Source organism: Ligilactobacillus equi DSM 15833 = JCM 10991, assembly GCF_000615765.1.
GTDB classification, from domain to species: domain Bacteria; phylum Bacillota; class Bacilli; order Lactobacillales; family Lactobacillaceae; genus Ligilactobacillus; species Ligilactobacillus equi.
In genome coordinates, this window is the sequence record NZ_BAMI01000025.1 from 1 (window position 1) to 14,456 (window position 14,456).

Sequence of the window (14,456 nt, forward strand, 5' to 3'; positions counted from 1 at the left end):
TAATTATTACATGAAAAAAGCCTCAAGGAGAATAAGAAGTAGTGAGACGAAAGAAAATAATTACTGAAGAAAGTAAGCAAATTATAGGTGACTTACTCAGCAAAGAAAGATATTTAGCTTTAGAACCCAGATTGAATTTAGATGTTGAACATTATTTAAAAAATAGAAACATTTTAGAAGCAATTAATTTAAACACTATTCGATGGCAGTCTCAACAGAATAGGGAGTTTACACGTATTTTAGTTACTGCTAATACCAGCTCTGGTAAGTCAACACTTGTAAACGCTCTATTAGGATTGAATGTTGTAGCAACCGCACAGGAAAGCAAAACAGCAGCTGTTACTCAAATTATTGAAAGTTATACAGGTACACGCATTATCAATAATGAAAATCTCATACGAGCACCATTTTTAATGAAAAAGTATACCTCTAACCGCTTAGCTGTGATTGATACTCCTGGTGTTAACGATGCTCAAAATCCTAAATATGTAAAACTTACTAAGGAAGCGATATTAAAAAATAATTACTCATACTTAGTTTATGTGATTGGAACGCCTGGCTCGATAGAAGAATTTAATTATATGCGGTGGATTATCAAACATGTGGAACACGAAAAAATTATTTTTGTGTTAAATAAAATAGATAATTATCAAGCTTCAGAGGATAATGTGATATCTACACTTACAAAGCTTAAATTTGATTTGGAAAAAATAGGTTATCCTAACGCTATAATCTATCCAATGTCAGCTTATGCAGCTTACCTTATTAAGCGACATGAGTTTGCTAATGATTTAGATAATGATGAGTTAGATGAATATGAATATCTCATAAAAAAATTTAAACGACCACAAAATAATTTATCTCAAACAAAAGTAAGAAATGTCAAATTTTTAGATTTATTGAGTATTTGCGGCATGTTGGCATTTGAAAATAAGATAAGAGGAGAATTGAATTATGAAACGAGTATACATTAAATACAACCCATACATTTTAAAAACAGAAATTTTAATCAATGATGATCATCTTGAAGAAAATAGTTTATTGCGTGAAAAAACTGGCCGTAATACATATCTTCAAGAATGGATTGAAGAATTACCTCAACTGCTGGTTGATGAAACCAATGATAATGAGTTTTATATAACTTTCTACGGAACAGAATCAGATTATGAAGACGTAATTGAAACCTTTAGAACCGCTAAGGATAGTGGACTCATTTATGCGGTTTCGTTAGAAAAAGCTGAAGTGAAAAATAAGACTGAATTTAGCGAAAAAGTTGCTAAAATAGATGAAGTTTTTGAAGAGGTTCAAAAAGTAGCTAAAGAAAGAAATATGACTGATTTAATGAGTGAGGAGCTTATTAATACGTATAATCAAGCTAAGAGTAGCAATTTTGATATTAGTATTGTTGCAACTATGAGTGCCGGAAAATCAACTTTAATCAATGCTTTACTTGGAAAAAAGTTAATGCCTTCGGCTCAAGAAGCATGTACGGCAATTATCACTCGTATTAAGGATACAGATAATCCTAAAGGTATATGGAAAGCTGAAGTATATGATAAAAGTGAGCGCCTAATTCAGTCCGTAGACAACATTAATTTGGAAACTATGACGAGGTTGAACAATAATGAAAATGTTCTAGAAATTAATATTGAAGGAAATATCCCCTTTGTTAATACTAGCGAAAATTCCTTGGTATTAATTGATACACCAGGACCAAACAACAGTCGTAATGAGGAGCATGGAGCTGTTCAAAATAAATTCGTCTCGAGCTCATCTAAGACTTTAGTTCTTTATGTTTTAGAACCAACGTTTGGTAGAACAGACGATGATGCTCTTCTTAGAAAAATTGCTAAAAGTATGGAAGTTGGTGGTAAAAAATCAAGAGATCGTTTTATCTTTGTAGTTAATAAGATGGATGGACGCCAAAAAGAAGATGGTCCAATTGAAACAACATTGGATCGGGTTCGGGAATATTTAGAAAGTGTTGGTATTAAGGAACCTAACCTATACCCTGTTGCCGCCTTGCCAGCATTGACAATACGACAAGCTGTAAATGGTGAAGACATTGATGAAGATACTGAGGATTACAACTATGTAGCGATTAGAAAGTTCAATCGGAATGAAAACTTACATCTTGAAGAACATTCACCACTTTTAAAAAGCGAAGAAAGAAAGTTTAGGGAACAAATTGAGTGTGGAACTAAAGAAGAGGAAGCTATCATTCACACAGGAGTTCCTGCTTTAGAAGTAGCTATCCGTCGTTATGTTGATAAATATGCTAATGTTGCCAAAATCAGGACTATGGTTGAAGCTTTCATGCGCAATATTGAAGATAGTGCTGTTTTTGAGGAACAAAAAAGATTGTTAATAAACTTAGATAACGATAATGGCCAACTTAGACAACAAATAAGTTTAATGAAAGAAGCCATTGAGAATTTAAAGGAGACTAAGGAATACAAGGAAGCTGTTGATAACGCTGTAAAGAAGGTTAACAAAGTTACCGAAAAAGAAATAAAATCAAAAACTAAAACCATAAACAGCCGTATTGAACAACGGACGAGAAGTGTTGCAAATAGGGGACAGATTGATATTTATGAAGCTGATGAACTTATTAATAGTATGAAGCGATTTGTTAATCGTTTATCTAAGGAATATCATGAGGATTTAAATGATATTCTCAGGCAAAACTTAATTGACACAGCTAATAACTTAATGGAAAGTTATATCGAAAAAATTAATTCGTTAACAACTGATTTCAATAGTAGCCTATCAAGTGATATTAAAATTGAACCATTAAAATTTATGAGTGCTAAGCTTGAAAATATTAATGTTAATAATTTTGTAGAAATAGAAGAAGTAGTTGTCGGACATCATACAGTAAGCGATGCACATTGGTGGAACCCTTTTTCATGGTGGAGTAGTCATGAGGAGGATGATATAGAAGAAAGAGAATATGTTAATTTAAATAAGCTAACAAGTAGCCTTGGATTAGTTGAAAATAACTTTAAGAATATTGAAAAGAGGGCCGTAAATCATGCACTACAGCAATCGAAAGTAATTGCTGAGAAGTACAATGAAGAGTTTGCAAATATTGATAGAGCAATTAACGATAAATTAGACGAATTGCAAAAATACATCAATAAGATTGACGTAAACGATGAAGAAATTCGAAAGTTAGAGAAGAATATTGCTTGGTTTAACCACATTAAACGAGAAGTCGAACACATCACAGAAATTTAGAGTTGGAGGGATAAAGATGAGTATTGATAAAACATTTAAAGAAGCAGTCCAAGATGGAGACATTCAACTTGTTAGAATTATTTTGAAAAATAGTATTATCATGGATACGACCTTCAAGGATTTTGATGAAATGATTAGTTATGCCCAAGATATGCCAGGTTTATATGAAGAATTTGATAATCAACCATTAAGTCATGATGAAACTTCTTGGGACGATGACTATTTGGCTGATCTTATGGGGGAACTTACTGATAATTTTTCCCACGAACGTATCAACCATTTAAAAAAGGTGGCAAGTAAATTGAGACCTGCTACACCTATTTCACAAATAGATTCTGTGAGTAACTCGAAAAGCACAACACCCACGAAGAAGACGCGTAATAACCAAGCGCAACGAATCATCCGTGAAAAAAGGAGTGCAACGATTCCTCAGTCGAAACAAAAAAAGGTAGTTATTTGTGCTACTGGTGGAGCAATTCTTGGCGCAGGTACGGGAGCAATTGTTGGACTTGCAACTGTTCCTACGGCCGTTACGTTTGGTGCTTTAGGGGCTGTAGTTGGAGGAGCAATCGGTGGTACTGTTGGATATGTCTTAACGAGGTAACATGAATGAGTGAAAAGACTATATTTGGCCAATTTAAAAATCAAGATATAGAGCTTATTTCCAAGAAGGATATTAATTATGATAATACAAATCATACCAGGTTTCCTCAGGTTAATTTTGAAAAGTTATATGGCAACTTCCAAAGTGCTGGTGAGCTGGTTTCAGATGTTGTGTTAAAAAAATACCTACAAAAATTAGAAAATTATGAAATTGAACCTCTTTCTGAAAGTGACAAAACATTATCCAAGATTCGCATGTTTAAAGTGACTGAAATGGTCTATCAAAAAGAAGAGAATACTACGTTAAAGTTTGCTTCAATTTTTAATGCTTTGCAATCTCAAAATTGTGGAGTTTTTCTTTTAATGAACAGTGACGGTAAAAAAACTGATTTCTATATGGGAGTTAGGGCTATGAATAGCCAAAGTTCACCTCGGTCACTAGAAAATATGCTATCTAGTTCCATTAGAGGACAATTTCCAGGTAGTAAAATTGAATCGTTCAATGAAACAAAAATTAACGAAACTCTAGATTTTCTTCCGCAGGAACATATTGTATCAGTGTCAGGAATTGCTGGCTTTAAAGATACGCACCAGACGGAAAATGAGGATTATATTCAAGGGTTGGAGAAACTTGCTACTGCTATGCAAGGTTATAAATATGCCTTGGTGGTGCTATCGAAGGGAATATCGGTTGAAGAATTAGAATTTATAAAAAAAAGTTATGAACAAATTTACACTGAAATCTCCCCTTTTTCGGAACTCAATTTTTCTTACGGAAAAAGTGATGCTATTAGTATTTCTCAGGGATTGTCAAGTACACTAACTCAAGGAAAAAGTGATACTGTAACTGAAACAAAAGGTTGGGAAGAAGGTAGTACTAGAGGGGTAAGTGACACTGAGGGGAAAAGTATCTCTCAGAAGAGTATGGATACAAAAATAGCATCATCAGCCTCAAGTATAGCTACCGCCGCAACTTCACTAGCATTAATTACAAAACATCCTTTGATGGGAGCTATCGCTGGTGCTGTAGGCATTGCTAGTGGGTTTGCTACAATGGCTTTAGATAAGACAAATACTGATACACAGACTAAAACTGTGTCAAATACAACCTCTCATTCACGGACTCAGTCTAATAGTGTTTCTAAAGGAACAACTACTAGCACTTCTAAAGGGGTAACAAATACAAAGGGAAACACCCAAAGTAATTCTAGTGAGATGCAACTTACTAGAGAAAATAAATCTATTAAAAATTTAATGAAGAAGATTGATATACAACTTGAACGGATTGAAGAAAGCGAAGATTTGGGCCTTTGGGAAAATGCAACCTACGTATTAGCGGAAGACCGTTATGTTGCTGATTTAGTAGCAAATAATTATAAAGCACTTATTGTCGGTGAAAATTCTGGGTTAGAAACGATAGCGCTAAATCATTGGGAGAGAGGAGATAAAAAACAATCAAAGCAATTTAGTCTAATGCAAGACTATGTCAAGAACCTTATTCATCCTATATTTAGATATCGTAATATGGTTCCCGTTAAAGCTACTTCTTTGGTAAGCAGTAAAGAGTTGGCTATTTATATGGGCCTTCCTCGAAAATCTGTTGTTGGTCTAACAGTTAACGAACATGCTAGTTTTGAAAAAAATATCATGCATCATAGTTTAAGTGTTAACTCTGAGAAAATTAATATTGGCTCTCTTTATGATTACAGTGACACTAAAGGTGCATCAGTTTCTCTAGATACAGAAAATTTGACTAAACATACTTTTATCACAGGATCGACCGGTTCAGGAAAAAGTAATACCACACGTAAAATAGTCGAAGAGATTACCAAAAAGAATCTGGCTAAAGTTCTTATAATCGAACCTGTTAAGGGTGAATATAAGAACCAATTGGGTAATCGGTTTAGTGTTTATGGCACTAATCCCAAGAAAACGACATTATTACGTATTAACCCATTTGTTTTTCCAAATCAGATTAACGTGTTTGACCATATTGATAGACTAATCAATATACTCAATGTTTGTTGGCCAATGTATGCAGCAATGCCTGTCCTACTAAAGAATGCTATCATTGAAGCATACGAAATCTGTGGTTGGGATGTTAAAAACTCTGAATACTTAGAAGACGAACCTAAAATTTATCCCTCCTTTAGTGACGTCAAACTTTGTCTTGAGAATATTATTAATTCATCTAGCTATTCGGCTGATACTAAAGGCGATTATATTGGATCATTAGTAACAAGAATTAGTTCATTAGTTGAGGGATTAAATGGCCTCATTTTAAATACTTCTTGTATATCTGATACAGAGTTGTTTGATAATAATGTAATAATTGACTTAAGTGATACAGGTTCCCCTGAAACTAAGTCGTTATTGATGGGATTACTAGTGATGAAACTAAATGAGTATCGGATTGCCAATTCAAAACCAAGTAATAACAGCCTGAATCACGTAACCTTCTTAGAAGAAGCCCATAATTTATTGAAGAATCCTAATAGTATTACAGAAAGTACAGAGACTGGCTTACTTGCAAAGTCTGTTGAACTAATTAGCGGTTCAATTGCGGAATTACGGGCTTATGGTGAAGGATTTGTTATTGTTGATCAATCACCTACTGCTGTTGATATTTCTGCGATTAAGAACACTAATACAAAAATTATTATGAAGACTCCGGAGTTGGAGGATCGGATAGTAATTGGTAAATCCATTGGACTAAAAGATGATCAAATTGAAGAAATAGCAAAGTTTCCTCAAGGAGTAGGTGTAGTTTATCAAGGTGAATGGGTAGCTCCAGTGTTAGTTAAGATGGACAAAGCAGAGAACAATAACCATAGCTACTTTAAGCCAGAAAAGAGGTTTGATGCGGAAAAAATATTACTTGAGTATTTAACGCAAAGTAGTATGGCTAATTCAAGCAAAATTTTTGACTCATACCAATTAGAAGAAGCGATGACTCGTTTAAGTTTAGAAACGAGCGTAAAAAATCGTTTGCTCCAGTCGTTTAATAATTATGAAAAAACAAACGATATAGGCCTAAGTGCAAATCAAATTTCTAAATTGGTTACTGTAATTGTTAGAAATAGTAAATATGAGATTTCATTTTTGCAAAGCCAATCACTTGGGGATCAAAGGGAATTTGAAATATCTTTAGAGAAATCAGTCAAAAAAAGAAACCGGATAGATTTAGCAACAGCTAAAAAAGTTACTAAAATCCTTTTACAAGAATTGAATGGTAATAAAATTCAATAACAAAAGAGGGTGTATTTTCAATGTTTAATGAAGTGTCTCCAGAAAAAATGGGTAATCAAGAAATTAATTTCAGTGAATTTAATGGCTCGACAGAAGTGTCGGAAAAAAGTGAGGAAAACCTAGATATTAAAAGTTTAGAGACTCGAAATGAAGATTTAGAAGGGAAGGAGCATGAAATTACAGGTGTTCCTTTTGAAAGGAAGACAGTAACCGATGTACATGGTAATCCAGTCGAAGGTGTTTTTCCAAATTTTGAATCTAGATACACTACCGAACTATCACCTGAACATTATTTAAGCTCAGACAGTGTGCAATTTCATGAATGCAATCAAAATCTATATGATTACGCTGAAGATAATTTAGCCGAGGCTACACAAATATTTGATGACGATCAGTTGGACCAAATTAGGGAGGGTGAACGTCCCGAGGGTTACACTTGGCATCATACGGAAGAAACGGGTGTTATGCAATTGGTAGACAGTGATATTCATCGTCAAACAGCCCACACAGGTGGTCGTTTTGTATGGGGTGGCGGAACAGAAATGAGGTAATAGCGTGGAATGGAAGTTTATTAAAAATCTCACGAATGCAGATTCTTATATCGATGAGGCTGAAGAAAAATTCAGAATTACTTTTCCAAAAGAATATAGAGATATTGTAAAAGTTTATAATGGCGGTAGGCCAAGGCCAGGTATTATTAAATTAAAAGATAATTTTGAATTAATAGTGGATAGCTTTAATTCACTTAACAAAAATGATAGAGAAAATATCTATAACGTAAATAATATTGACTCTAACTTTTTCAAGCAAAAGTATGTAGCTTTTGCAATGGATCCATTTGGTAATTTATTTGGTTTCTATCGTAATAGTAGTGATATTGGATATTATAATCATGATAAAAATCAAGTGAAAATTATTGCCAGAGATTTTAATGAATTTATGTCTTTACTTGAAAAGTAATAAACTAAGGCTGAGGAGGTTTCCTAAGGTTTGATATTAAGTTAAAATAATGAATCTTCTATTATATTTTTAAAGAAAGGAAAGACAGATACTAATTATTCTGTCAAAAAAAGACTTATGAAAAATGACGCAAAACTTGCCATCCATACTGCTTCAACGGCAGCTGCCGGTGTAGCTGCTAGCCCAATCCCTTTTTCTGATGCAGTTTTACTAGTTCCAATTCAAACGACAATGATCGTTGCGATTTACAATGCTTATGGTCAAGAAATACCTAAAGGCCTTGTCAAAGGAATTGTTAATTCTACATTTGCAACTACTTTCGGACGCAATATAGCATCTAACCTTTTGAAAATGATACCAGGTATTGGAACGTTAGCAGGAGCAACACTTAATGCCACTGTTGCAGTGGGGATGACAGAAGCTATTGGTCATGCTGTGGCAAATCAGCTTGAAAATGGTAGTGAACTTGATATTAACGATTTAGGACCAGTAATTTCTGAAGCAATAAAAACTATAAGTAATAAATAGATATTAAAAGGCGTTGTACATACGGATTTTTTAAGTATGTTCGGTATTAAAAATTATTTGTTTCAATAATAGACATTATGTGTCCACCATATGCGAGATAATATCAGTGTTGAAAGGCAAATGATATTAAACACTAGATTTTAAGACTGACAAAAAAGTTTGGTCAAAACGAAAGGATGACACATATGTATATTGGATCAACTAAAATTGATAGTTTCGGGATGATTGTAGGGGCGAGGGAACAGAATATTCTTATCAAAGAAATTGCCCCACGTTTGAAGTTTAATCTGGAAAAGCAGTTACCTGACATTGAGGTAACAGAATATTGTCAAAGCCAACAAAGTGAGGCGCTCTACTTTAAAACTGTCCAACGAGGTAGTGGCGTGCGAGGAGCAAGTTTTAGCATCCGTAACCATACGGCCAAATCAACAACAGACTTTGAATTTCATTTGTCAGATTATGAACGTGAAACTGATTTGATTGTTGCGGTTGTAACAGCTTTAAATGAGTTTTATCAAGCTTTAGCGGAACCAGCTATCACATCGGTAGCTATGGATGCTGCTAAAAGTAAGTCTCAAACTTCTTTGGACTTATTTTTACACCAAACTTTTCGTTTAGGGGTTGCGCAGGCAATTGATAGTTTCTTGGTTACTTACAATAAAGTTTCCGGATCTTCGGAAGCTACTCATTTAGTCTTAAGTTTACTTGAGCTTTATACTGAAGGCCTGTTAGCTACTGATAATGAAAAAGTCAAATGGCGGGCTAAGTGGCATGTTCCGGAACACTATCCTCAGGCTGTTAATATTGGGCGTTGTGAGTTCTTCATTTCAGGTTTTAATGCCAATCAGCCATTGTTTTATGCTGTCTACAATCGGAATATTATTCGATTTTATGCTGATCCAACTGTTATTTTAATGCTTGACAAATGATTACTTAACCAAAAGGAGGTGTTTAATTATGGGACTTTTCGATAATATTTTGGCTTCTAAATCACCACGCGACACACATGGACCAATCGTTAAGACTGGACCTACTGCAGGGCAAAATCGTTCACGTAAGAGCAGTGGTGAATGGCGTAAAAAACGTAGTGATGCTGGGAAACCACGTAAGTAATTACAAAGGTACAAGATATGTCTCTACAATAAAACAGCAGTTCGAAAAAAAGTTCAGGTTAATTTCTGAGCTTTTATGATAACCCTTGGTACGAAAATTATCTTGCGTGAAAGCAGAGCTAATAGTAACACAGAAGCGATTTGGTCCATATAGTTTAGGTCTACAAAATTTTATTTGGAATTTTGTGGACTTTTTATGTTGCCTATATAAAAAGCCCTGGGATCCCAGAGCTTCTTGTAGCTTTAATGCCGTTTGCGGTACCAACCGAAAAGTTGGCACCCGAAAGCAAAGATGGCGTAAATGTTAAAGGTAATCATGAAAGGCCGGATACTTGCAATCGCAGGAATGACATTGACATGTATCCAAATCAAAGCTACCACTAAAATAGCTAAGATATTCACAACGGCCTTTATAACCCGATTGAGTTTGACTTTGCGACTAGGAATTTTGGTAGCTAAGGCAATCAAACCATAGATTGCAATAACCAAAGCTAGGAGCCACGCGATAATTCCCGTGGTCTTAATTAAAGTCGAGGCGCTTTCAGCAATCATCTGGTGTAAACCAGCACCTAAAAGAGCGATTACGCCTAAAAAACTAATGACTTTATAGAGTGTGTCTACTCCAATGGTTTTTTCAACCCAGTGAGGCTTGAGCTTAATCCAGGCAATTTCAACCCATAGCACAAAGGCGATGATTCCTAAATCATAAGCTAAAAGTTTGGCTAATGGGGCTTGATAATTAAAATTGAATGAGGCAATGAGGACGGCAGGAATTAGAACTAAAAAGAAAGCCCAAGCCAGCCAAGTTAAGTGTTTCTTCATTGACGACAAAATCCTTTCTAGACATTAATGCTTAGATTATACCAAGAATTAGCTGAGATAGATAGGCGGATGCCAATTTTGGCATACTTGATTAAAGAATTTTTTGAGCACTCCTTAGTTGACTTCCACTCCTGTAAAAATTAATGTGTCCGCTGTTTCTAACACTTGTTGGTATAGTTTTTAGTTATACTAATTCATTTTATATAACTATTTAACATTGTGAGAGAAACAAGTTAAACTATAGAGTATTAAGGGAGGACAACAAATGTCAGATAAGATTCACCATACTGAACTAGCTCAATTAGACCAAGTCATTCAAGAAAACATGAACCTTTTACAAGAGCTCAACCACGGTGCCTACAACCACGAGCGTATTCGAGATTATTTAGAAAAAATTACGGCCACCAAGCTTGATCCCAGTGTTGAAGTACGCTTACCTTTTTACACGGATTACGGTCGGAATATTCATTTTGGGAAAAATATTTTCATCAATCAAGGGGTTACTTTAGTTGACCTAGGTGGAATTTACCTAGGCGATCATGTTTTACTCGGCCCAAAGGCACCATTATTTCAGTCAACCATCCTCTTGATCCCAAAGAGCGTCGGGGAGTAGAGCTAAAGCCTGTGCACTTAGCCGAAAATGTGTGGGTTGGTGCTAATGCTACCATTTTACCGGGAGTTACGATTGGCAAGAATGCCGTAGTTGCTGCCGGGGCGGTGGTCACCAAAAATGTCGCAGAAAACACTGTCGTCGCGGGGTGCCCGGCTCAGGTAATTAAGACAATTTAAGTACACAAGAAAGAGGGTATGTATATGCATCAGAGAGGCATTATTGTAACACTTTTAGGGCTAATTTTGTTAGCTTTCGTGGCCTTATTTATTCGGCAAAATCGTATGCAATCTACCACTAAAGTCAAAACAGCAGACATTACTATGGCAAATCAAAAAGATTCAGCAATAGCTTCTCGCCAGATTATGGTAAGTTTCAATGGTCAAAGTTTCACCGCGACTTTAAACGACAGTCCTGTTGCACAAGTCATCCAAAAGCAGATACCATTCACGGTAAGTTTTACCGCCTATGGTAATGGTCAAGAAAAAATTGGCGATTTACTTTTTACTCCGCAGTTAGGCAACTATAATTATGATGACAATGGGCAAAAAGGCAAGCTTGCCTACTGGCAACCAGATAATCGTCTCGTACTATATCATGGCCCGGTCGGTTCTTACCCCGGTATCAAGGTGATTGGTAGCTTTGATAATGCCAAGGCAGTTTATGCGCTTAAGAAAATGGCCGATAATACTGAAGTTACTTTCAGCAAATAAGAAAGAAGTTCCGTGGCAAAACGTGCAACATTTTTCCAGATATTGATATTTAAATTATGCCAAGAAAAAGACTTTATGGGGAATTTTTTCGATGGGATATGCTAAAATAAGAATAAGAAATTTAGCAAAGATGGGGGAAAAATCAATGGTAAATTCCAAACATGCCAAACTGGAGGACGTGGCTCAACTGGCAGGAGTATCCAAAACCACTGTCTCACGGGTTTTAAATAAACGAGGCTATCTAAGTCAAGCAACCATTGATAAGGTTTATGCAGCGATGAAAGAGTTGAATTATCAGCCTAATACCATCGCGCGTCAACTTTTCAAGCAAAAAACTAATATGGTAGGGCTGATTTTTCCAACAGTTAATAATCCTTTTTTTGGACAATTGGTGGCGAAACTAGAAAATATTCTCTATGAGCGGGGCTACAAAGTTTTAATTGGAAATTCGCAAAATGATCCCCAAAAAGAAGAAGATTATTTGAACCAATTATTGGCTCATCAAGTTGATGGTTTAATTGTCGGGGCGCACAACCGAGGATTAAAAGAGTACCAACATGCTAATTTACCCGTAGTTTCTATTGACCGAATCATGAATGATGATATTCCAGTCGTTTCCTCAGATAATTATCAAGGCGGTAAAATTGCGACGGAAGCTTTAATTGCAGCCGGTTGTCAGACTATTATTCATACCGATGGGCCAGAAAATTTGGAAAGTAATACTAGCAAGCGACAACAAGCATACGAAGAGGTAATGCGTCAACATGAGCGGATTCCTGTGACTTACAACTTAGACTTTAACATTTCTACAGCTGAGAAAATTAAGATTTTTCGCAAAATCTTTGAAGACTATCCCCAAGTTGATGGCATTGTGACCTCTAATGACACGGATGCAGCGACCATTCTTTCTTTGGCACCTTTGTATAATAAGAAGGTTCCCCATGATTTAAAGATTATTGGCTATGATGGGGCAGATATGACCCGCTTGATGTTACCGCATCTATCTACTATTCAACAACCAATTGATAAGATTGCAGAAGTGGCAGTTAATTTATTGGAAGAAAAAATTTCTGGGAAAAAACCAAGTAGTCCTCCACCACTTGAAGTCAAGTTTATCAAAGGATTAACCTCGTAAGAGCTTTCATTATTGAAAGCTTTTTTTAATTAATTTATGATAACCGGTTGACACACCTTTTTGAAAGCGCTATATTAAAACTGTAAATAATATATCAACCGGTTGACATAAATTGAAATGAGGTTTTAACGATGGAAGAAATGCGAGTTACTAATAATCGTTTCCGACTAGACTACCACTTAATGGCGAAAGCTGGTTGGATTAATGATCCTAATGGTTTTTCCTATTTTAAGGGTTACTATCATATGTTTTATCAATACTATCCTTATGCTTCTGAATGGGGGCCTATGCACTGGGGGCATGCTCGCAGTAAGGATATGATTCACTGGGAAACCTTACCTACGGCGCTATTCCCAGATGAAAAGGATGATGGCTGTTTCTCAGGAAGTGCAGTAGTTTACGATGATAAATTATGGCTAATTTATACAGGTCACCACTACATTGATGAGGAAAATGATTTATTCTACGAAGACCAAAATCTCGCTTATTCTAGCGATGGCATTCACTTTAAAAAATACGCTGGTAATCCGGTTTTAAAGACACCTACTGACAATACCAAACATTTCCGCGATCCTAAAGTTTGGCAAGAAGATGATACTTTTTACATGATTTTAGGGAGTCAGGGTGCCGATGAACTGGGGCGTGCTTTATTGTACCAATCAGTAGATTTAAAAACTTGGCAACGGGTTTCAACTTTAGCTAAAGCAGAAAATCTTAAGGATGAAGGTTATATGTGGGAGTGTCCGGACTTCTTCAGGATTAATGGTCAAGATGTTCTTTTAATGTCACCTCAAGGTTTGGAAGCGCGGGGGGAACTTTACCGTAACTTAAACCAGACTGGTTACTTATTGGGACACTTGAATCGTGAAACCCATGAATTAAAACGCGGAGGCTTTGAAGAAATAGATAAGGGCCACGACTTCTACGCAACGCAAACAGCGTTAACTCCCGATGGTCGGCGGGTTATGGTGGCTTGGATGAATGCCTGGGATTCGCCAATGTATGAAAAAGAAGATGGCTGGGCAGGAGCCTTAACCATCCCACGAGAGCTAATTGTTAAAGATGGTAAACTTTACCAATTACCGGTTACAGAAATGTTGAGTTTACGTCAAGAAAAAGTTGTTCAAGAAGATTCTCAAGGTAATTATCAATTGAGTCGGGCCACGGAATTTAGTCTTAAAGCTACTGCTGAAGGCCAACTCTTTAAATTAAGTGATGGTGAACACACCTTAACAATTACTAAAGAAGCTGACAAACTAATCCTCGAAAGAAATACTAAGGACGGCCAACGTTCAGCACAGGTTAGCGGTAATGTAACAAAACTACAAGTCTTTGTTGATGCTTCTTCAGTTGAAGTTTTCGTCAATGACGGCCAAGTAACTTTTACAGAACGTATCTACTGGCAACAAGCCCCTGTTTTAAGCGCTCAAGCTGGTAGTTTCTTGGAGATTTATCGACTCGAGGAAAATGTTAACCAATATTAA

Annotated in this window: 13 protein-coding genes and 1 pseudogene; 13 read left to right on the forward strand and 1 reads right to left on the reverse strand. The window is 35.9% G+C overall.

The genetic code is table 11. The annotated features are described in order from the left end of the window. Positions 1 to 41: 41 nt before the first annotated feature. From JCM10991_RS06540 to JCM10991_RS15565, 9 genes are all read left to right on the forward strand, one after another. Entirely contained in the window at positions 42 to 974 is a 933-nt protein-coding gene (locus JCM10991_RS06540; protein WP_025020909.1) for a GTPase, read from the forward strand. After that, positions 955 to 3,240, forward strand: a complete 2,286-nt coding sequence (locus JCM10991_RS06545; RefSeq protein ID WP_025020910.1) for a dynamin family protein — start codon at positions 955 to 957, stop codon at positions 3,238 to 3,240. The genes JCM10991_RS06540 and JCM10991_RS06545 overlap by 20 nt, the downstream gene beginning before the upstream one ends. 16 nt (positions 3,241 to 3,256) lie before the next feature. Continuing rightward, positions 3,257 to 3,844: a hypothetical protein gene (locus JCM10991_RS06550; RefSeq protein ID WP_025020911.1), complete on the forward strand. Its 588-nt coding sequence runs from the start codon at positions 3,257 to 3,259 to the stop codon at positions 3,842 to 3,844. Positions 3,845 to 3,849: 5 nt separating this feature from the next. Then, on the forward strand, positions 3,850 to 7,092 hold the full coding sequence (locus tag JCM10991_RS14460) for an ATP-binding protein (protein WP_051527974.1): 3,243 nt from the start codon (positions 3,850 to 3,852) through the stop codon (positions 7,090 to 7,092). Positions 7,093 to 7,112: 20 nt separating this feature from the next. Further along, complete coding sequence (locus JCM10991_RS12980; protein ID WP_025020912.1) at positions 7,113 to 7,643, forward strand: HNH endonuclease; 531 nt, start codon at positions 7,113 to 7,115, stop codon at positions 7,641 to 7,643. Between the two features lie 4 nt (positions 7,644 to 7,647). After that, positions 7,648 to 8,052, forward strand: coding sequence for an SMI1/KNR4 family protein (locus JCM10991_RS06565; RefSeq protein WP_025020913.1), 405 nt, complete (start codon positions 7,648 to 7,650; stop codon positions 8,050 to 8,052). A 117-nt stretch (positions 8,053 to 8,169) separates the two neighbouring features. Further along, on the forward strand, positions 8,170 to 8,580 hold the full coding sequence (locus JCM10991_RS06570) for a DUF697 domain-containing protein (RefSeq protein WP_025020914.1): 411 nt from the start codon (positions 8,170 to 8,172) through the stop codon (positions 8,578 to 8,580). 185 nt (positions 8,581 to 8,765) lie between these two features. Then, entirely contained in the window at positions 8,766 to 9,509 is a 744-nt protein-coding gene (locus JCM10991_RS06575) for a hypothetical protein (protein ID WP_025020915.1), read from the forward strand. 28 nt (positions 9,510 to 9,537) lie between these two features. Further along, entirely contained in the window at positions 9,538 to 9,693 is a 156-nt protein-coding gene (locus JCM10991_RS15565; protein WP_023858709.1) for a hypothetical protein, read from the forward strand. A 242-nt stretch (positions 9,694 to 9,935) separates the two neighbouring features. On the opposite strand, the gene JCM10991_RS06585 is transcribed toward JCM10991_RS15565, so the two are convergent. Beyond that, positions 9,936 to 10,514 carry a hypothetical protein gene (locus JCM10991_RS06585; protein ID WP_025020916.1) on the reverse strand — a complete coding sequence of 193 codons (579 nt, stop codon included), beginning with the start codon at positions 10,512 to 10,514 and terminating at the stop codon, positions 9,936 to 9,938. 265 nt (positions 10,515 to 10,779) lie between these two features. Between JCM10991_RS06585 and JCM10991_RS12985 the strand changes: the two are divergent. The 4 genes and pseudogenes from JCM10991_RS12985 (at position 10,780) to JCM10991_RS06605 (ending at position 14,456) form a co-directional block, all read left to right on the forward strand. Next, positions 10,780 to 11,303 (forward strand): annotated as a pseudogene (locus JCM10991_RS12985) (DapH/DapD/GlmU-related protein). Between the two features lie 24 nt (positions 11,304 to 11,327). After that, entirely contained in the window at positions 11,328 to 11,837 is a 510-nt protein-coding gene (locus JCM10991_RS06595) for a cyclophilin-like fold protein (RefSeq protein ID WP_025020917.1), read from the forward strand. 145 nt (positions 11,838 to 11,982) lie between these two features. Beyond that, positions 11,983 to 12,972, forward strand: a complete 990-nt coding sequence (locus JCM10991_RS06600) for a LacI family DNA-binding transcriptional regulator (protein ID WP_025020918.1) — start codon at positions 11,983 to 11,985, stop codon at positions 12,970 to 12,972. 131 nt (positions 12,973 to 13,103) lie between these two features. Continuing rightward, complete coding sequence (locus tag JCM10991_RS06605; RefSeq protein WP_025020919.1) at positions 13,104 to 14,456, forward strand: glycoside hydrolase family 32 protein; 1,353 nt, start codon at positions 13,104 to 13,106, stop codon at positions 14,454 to 14,456.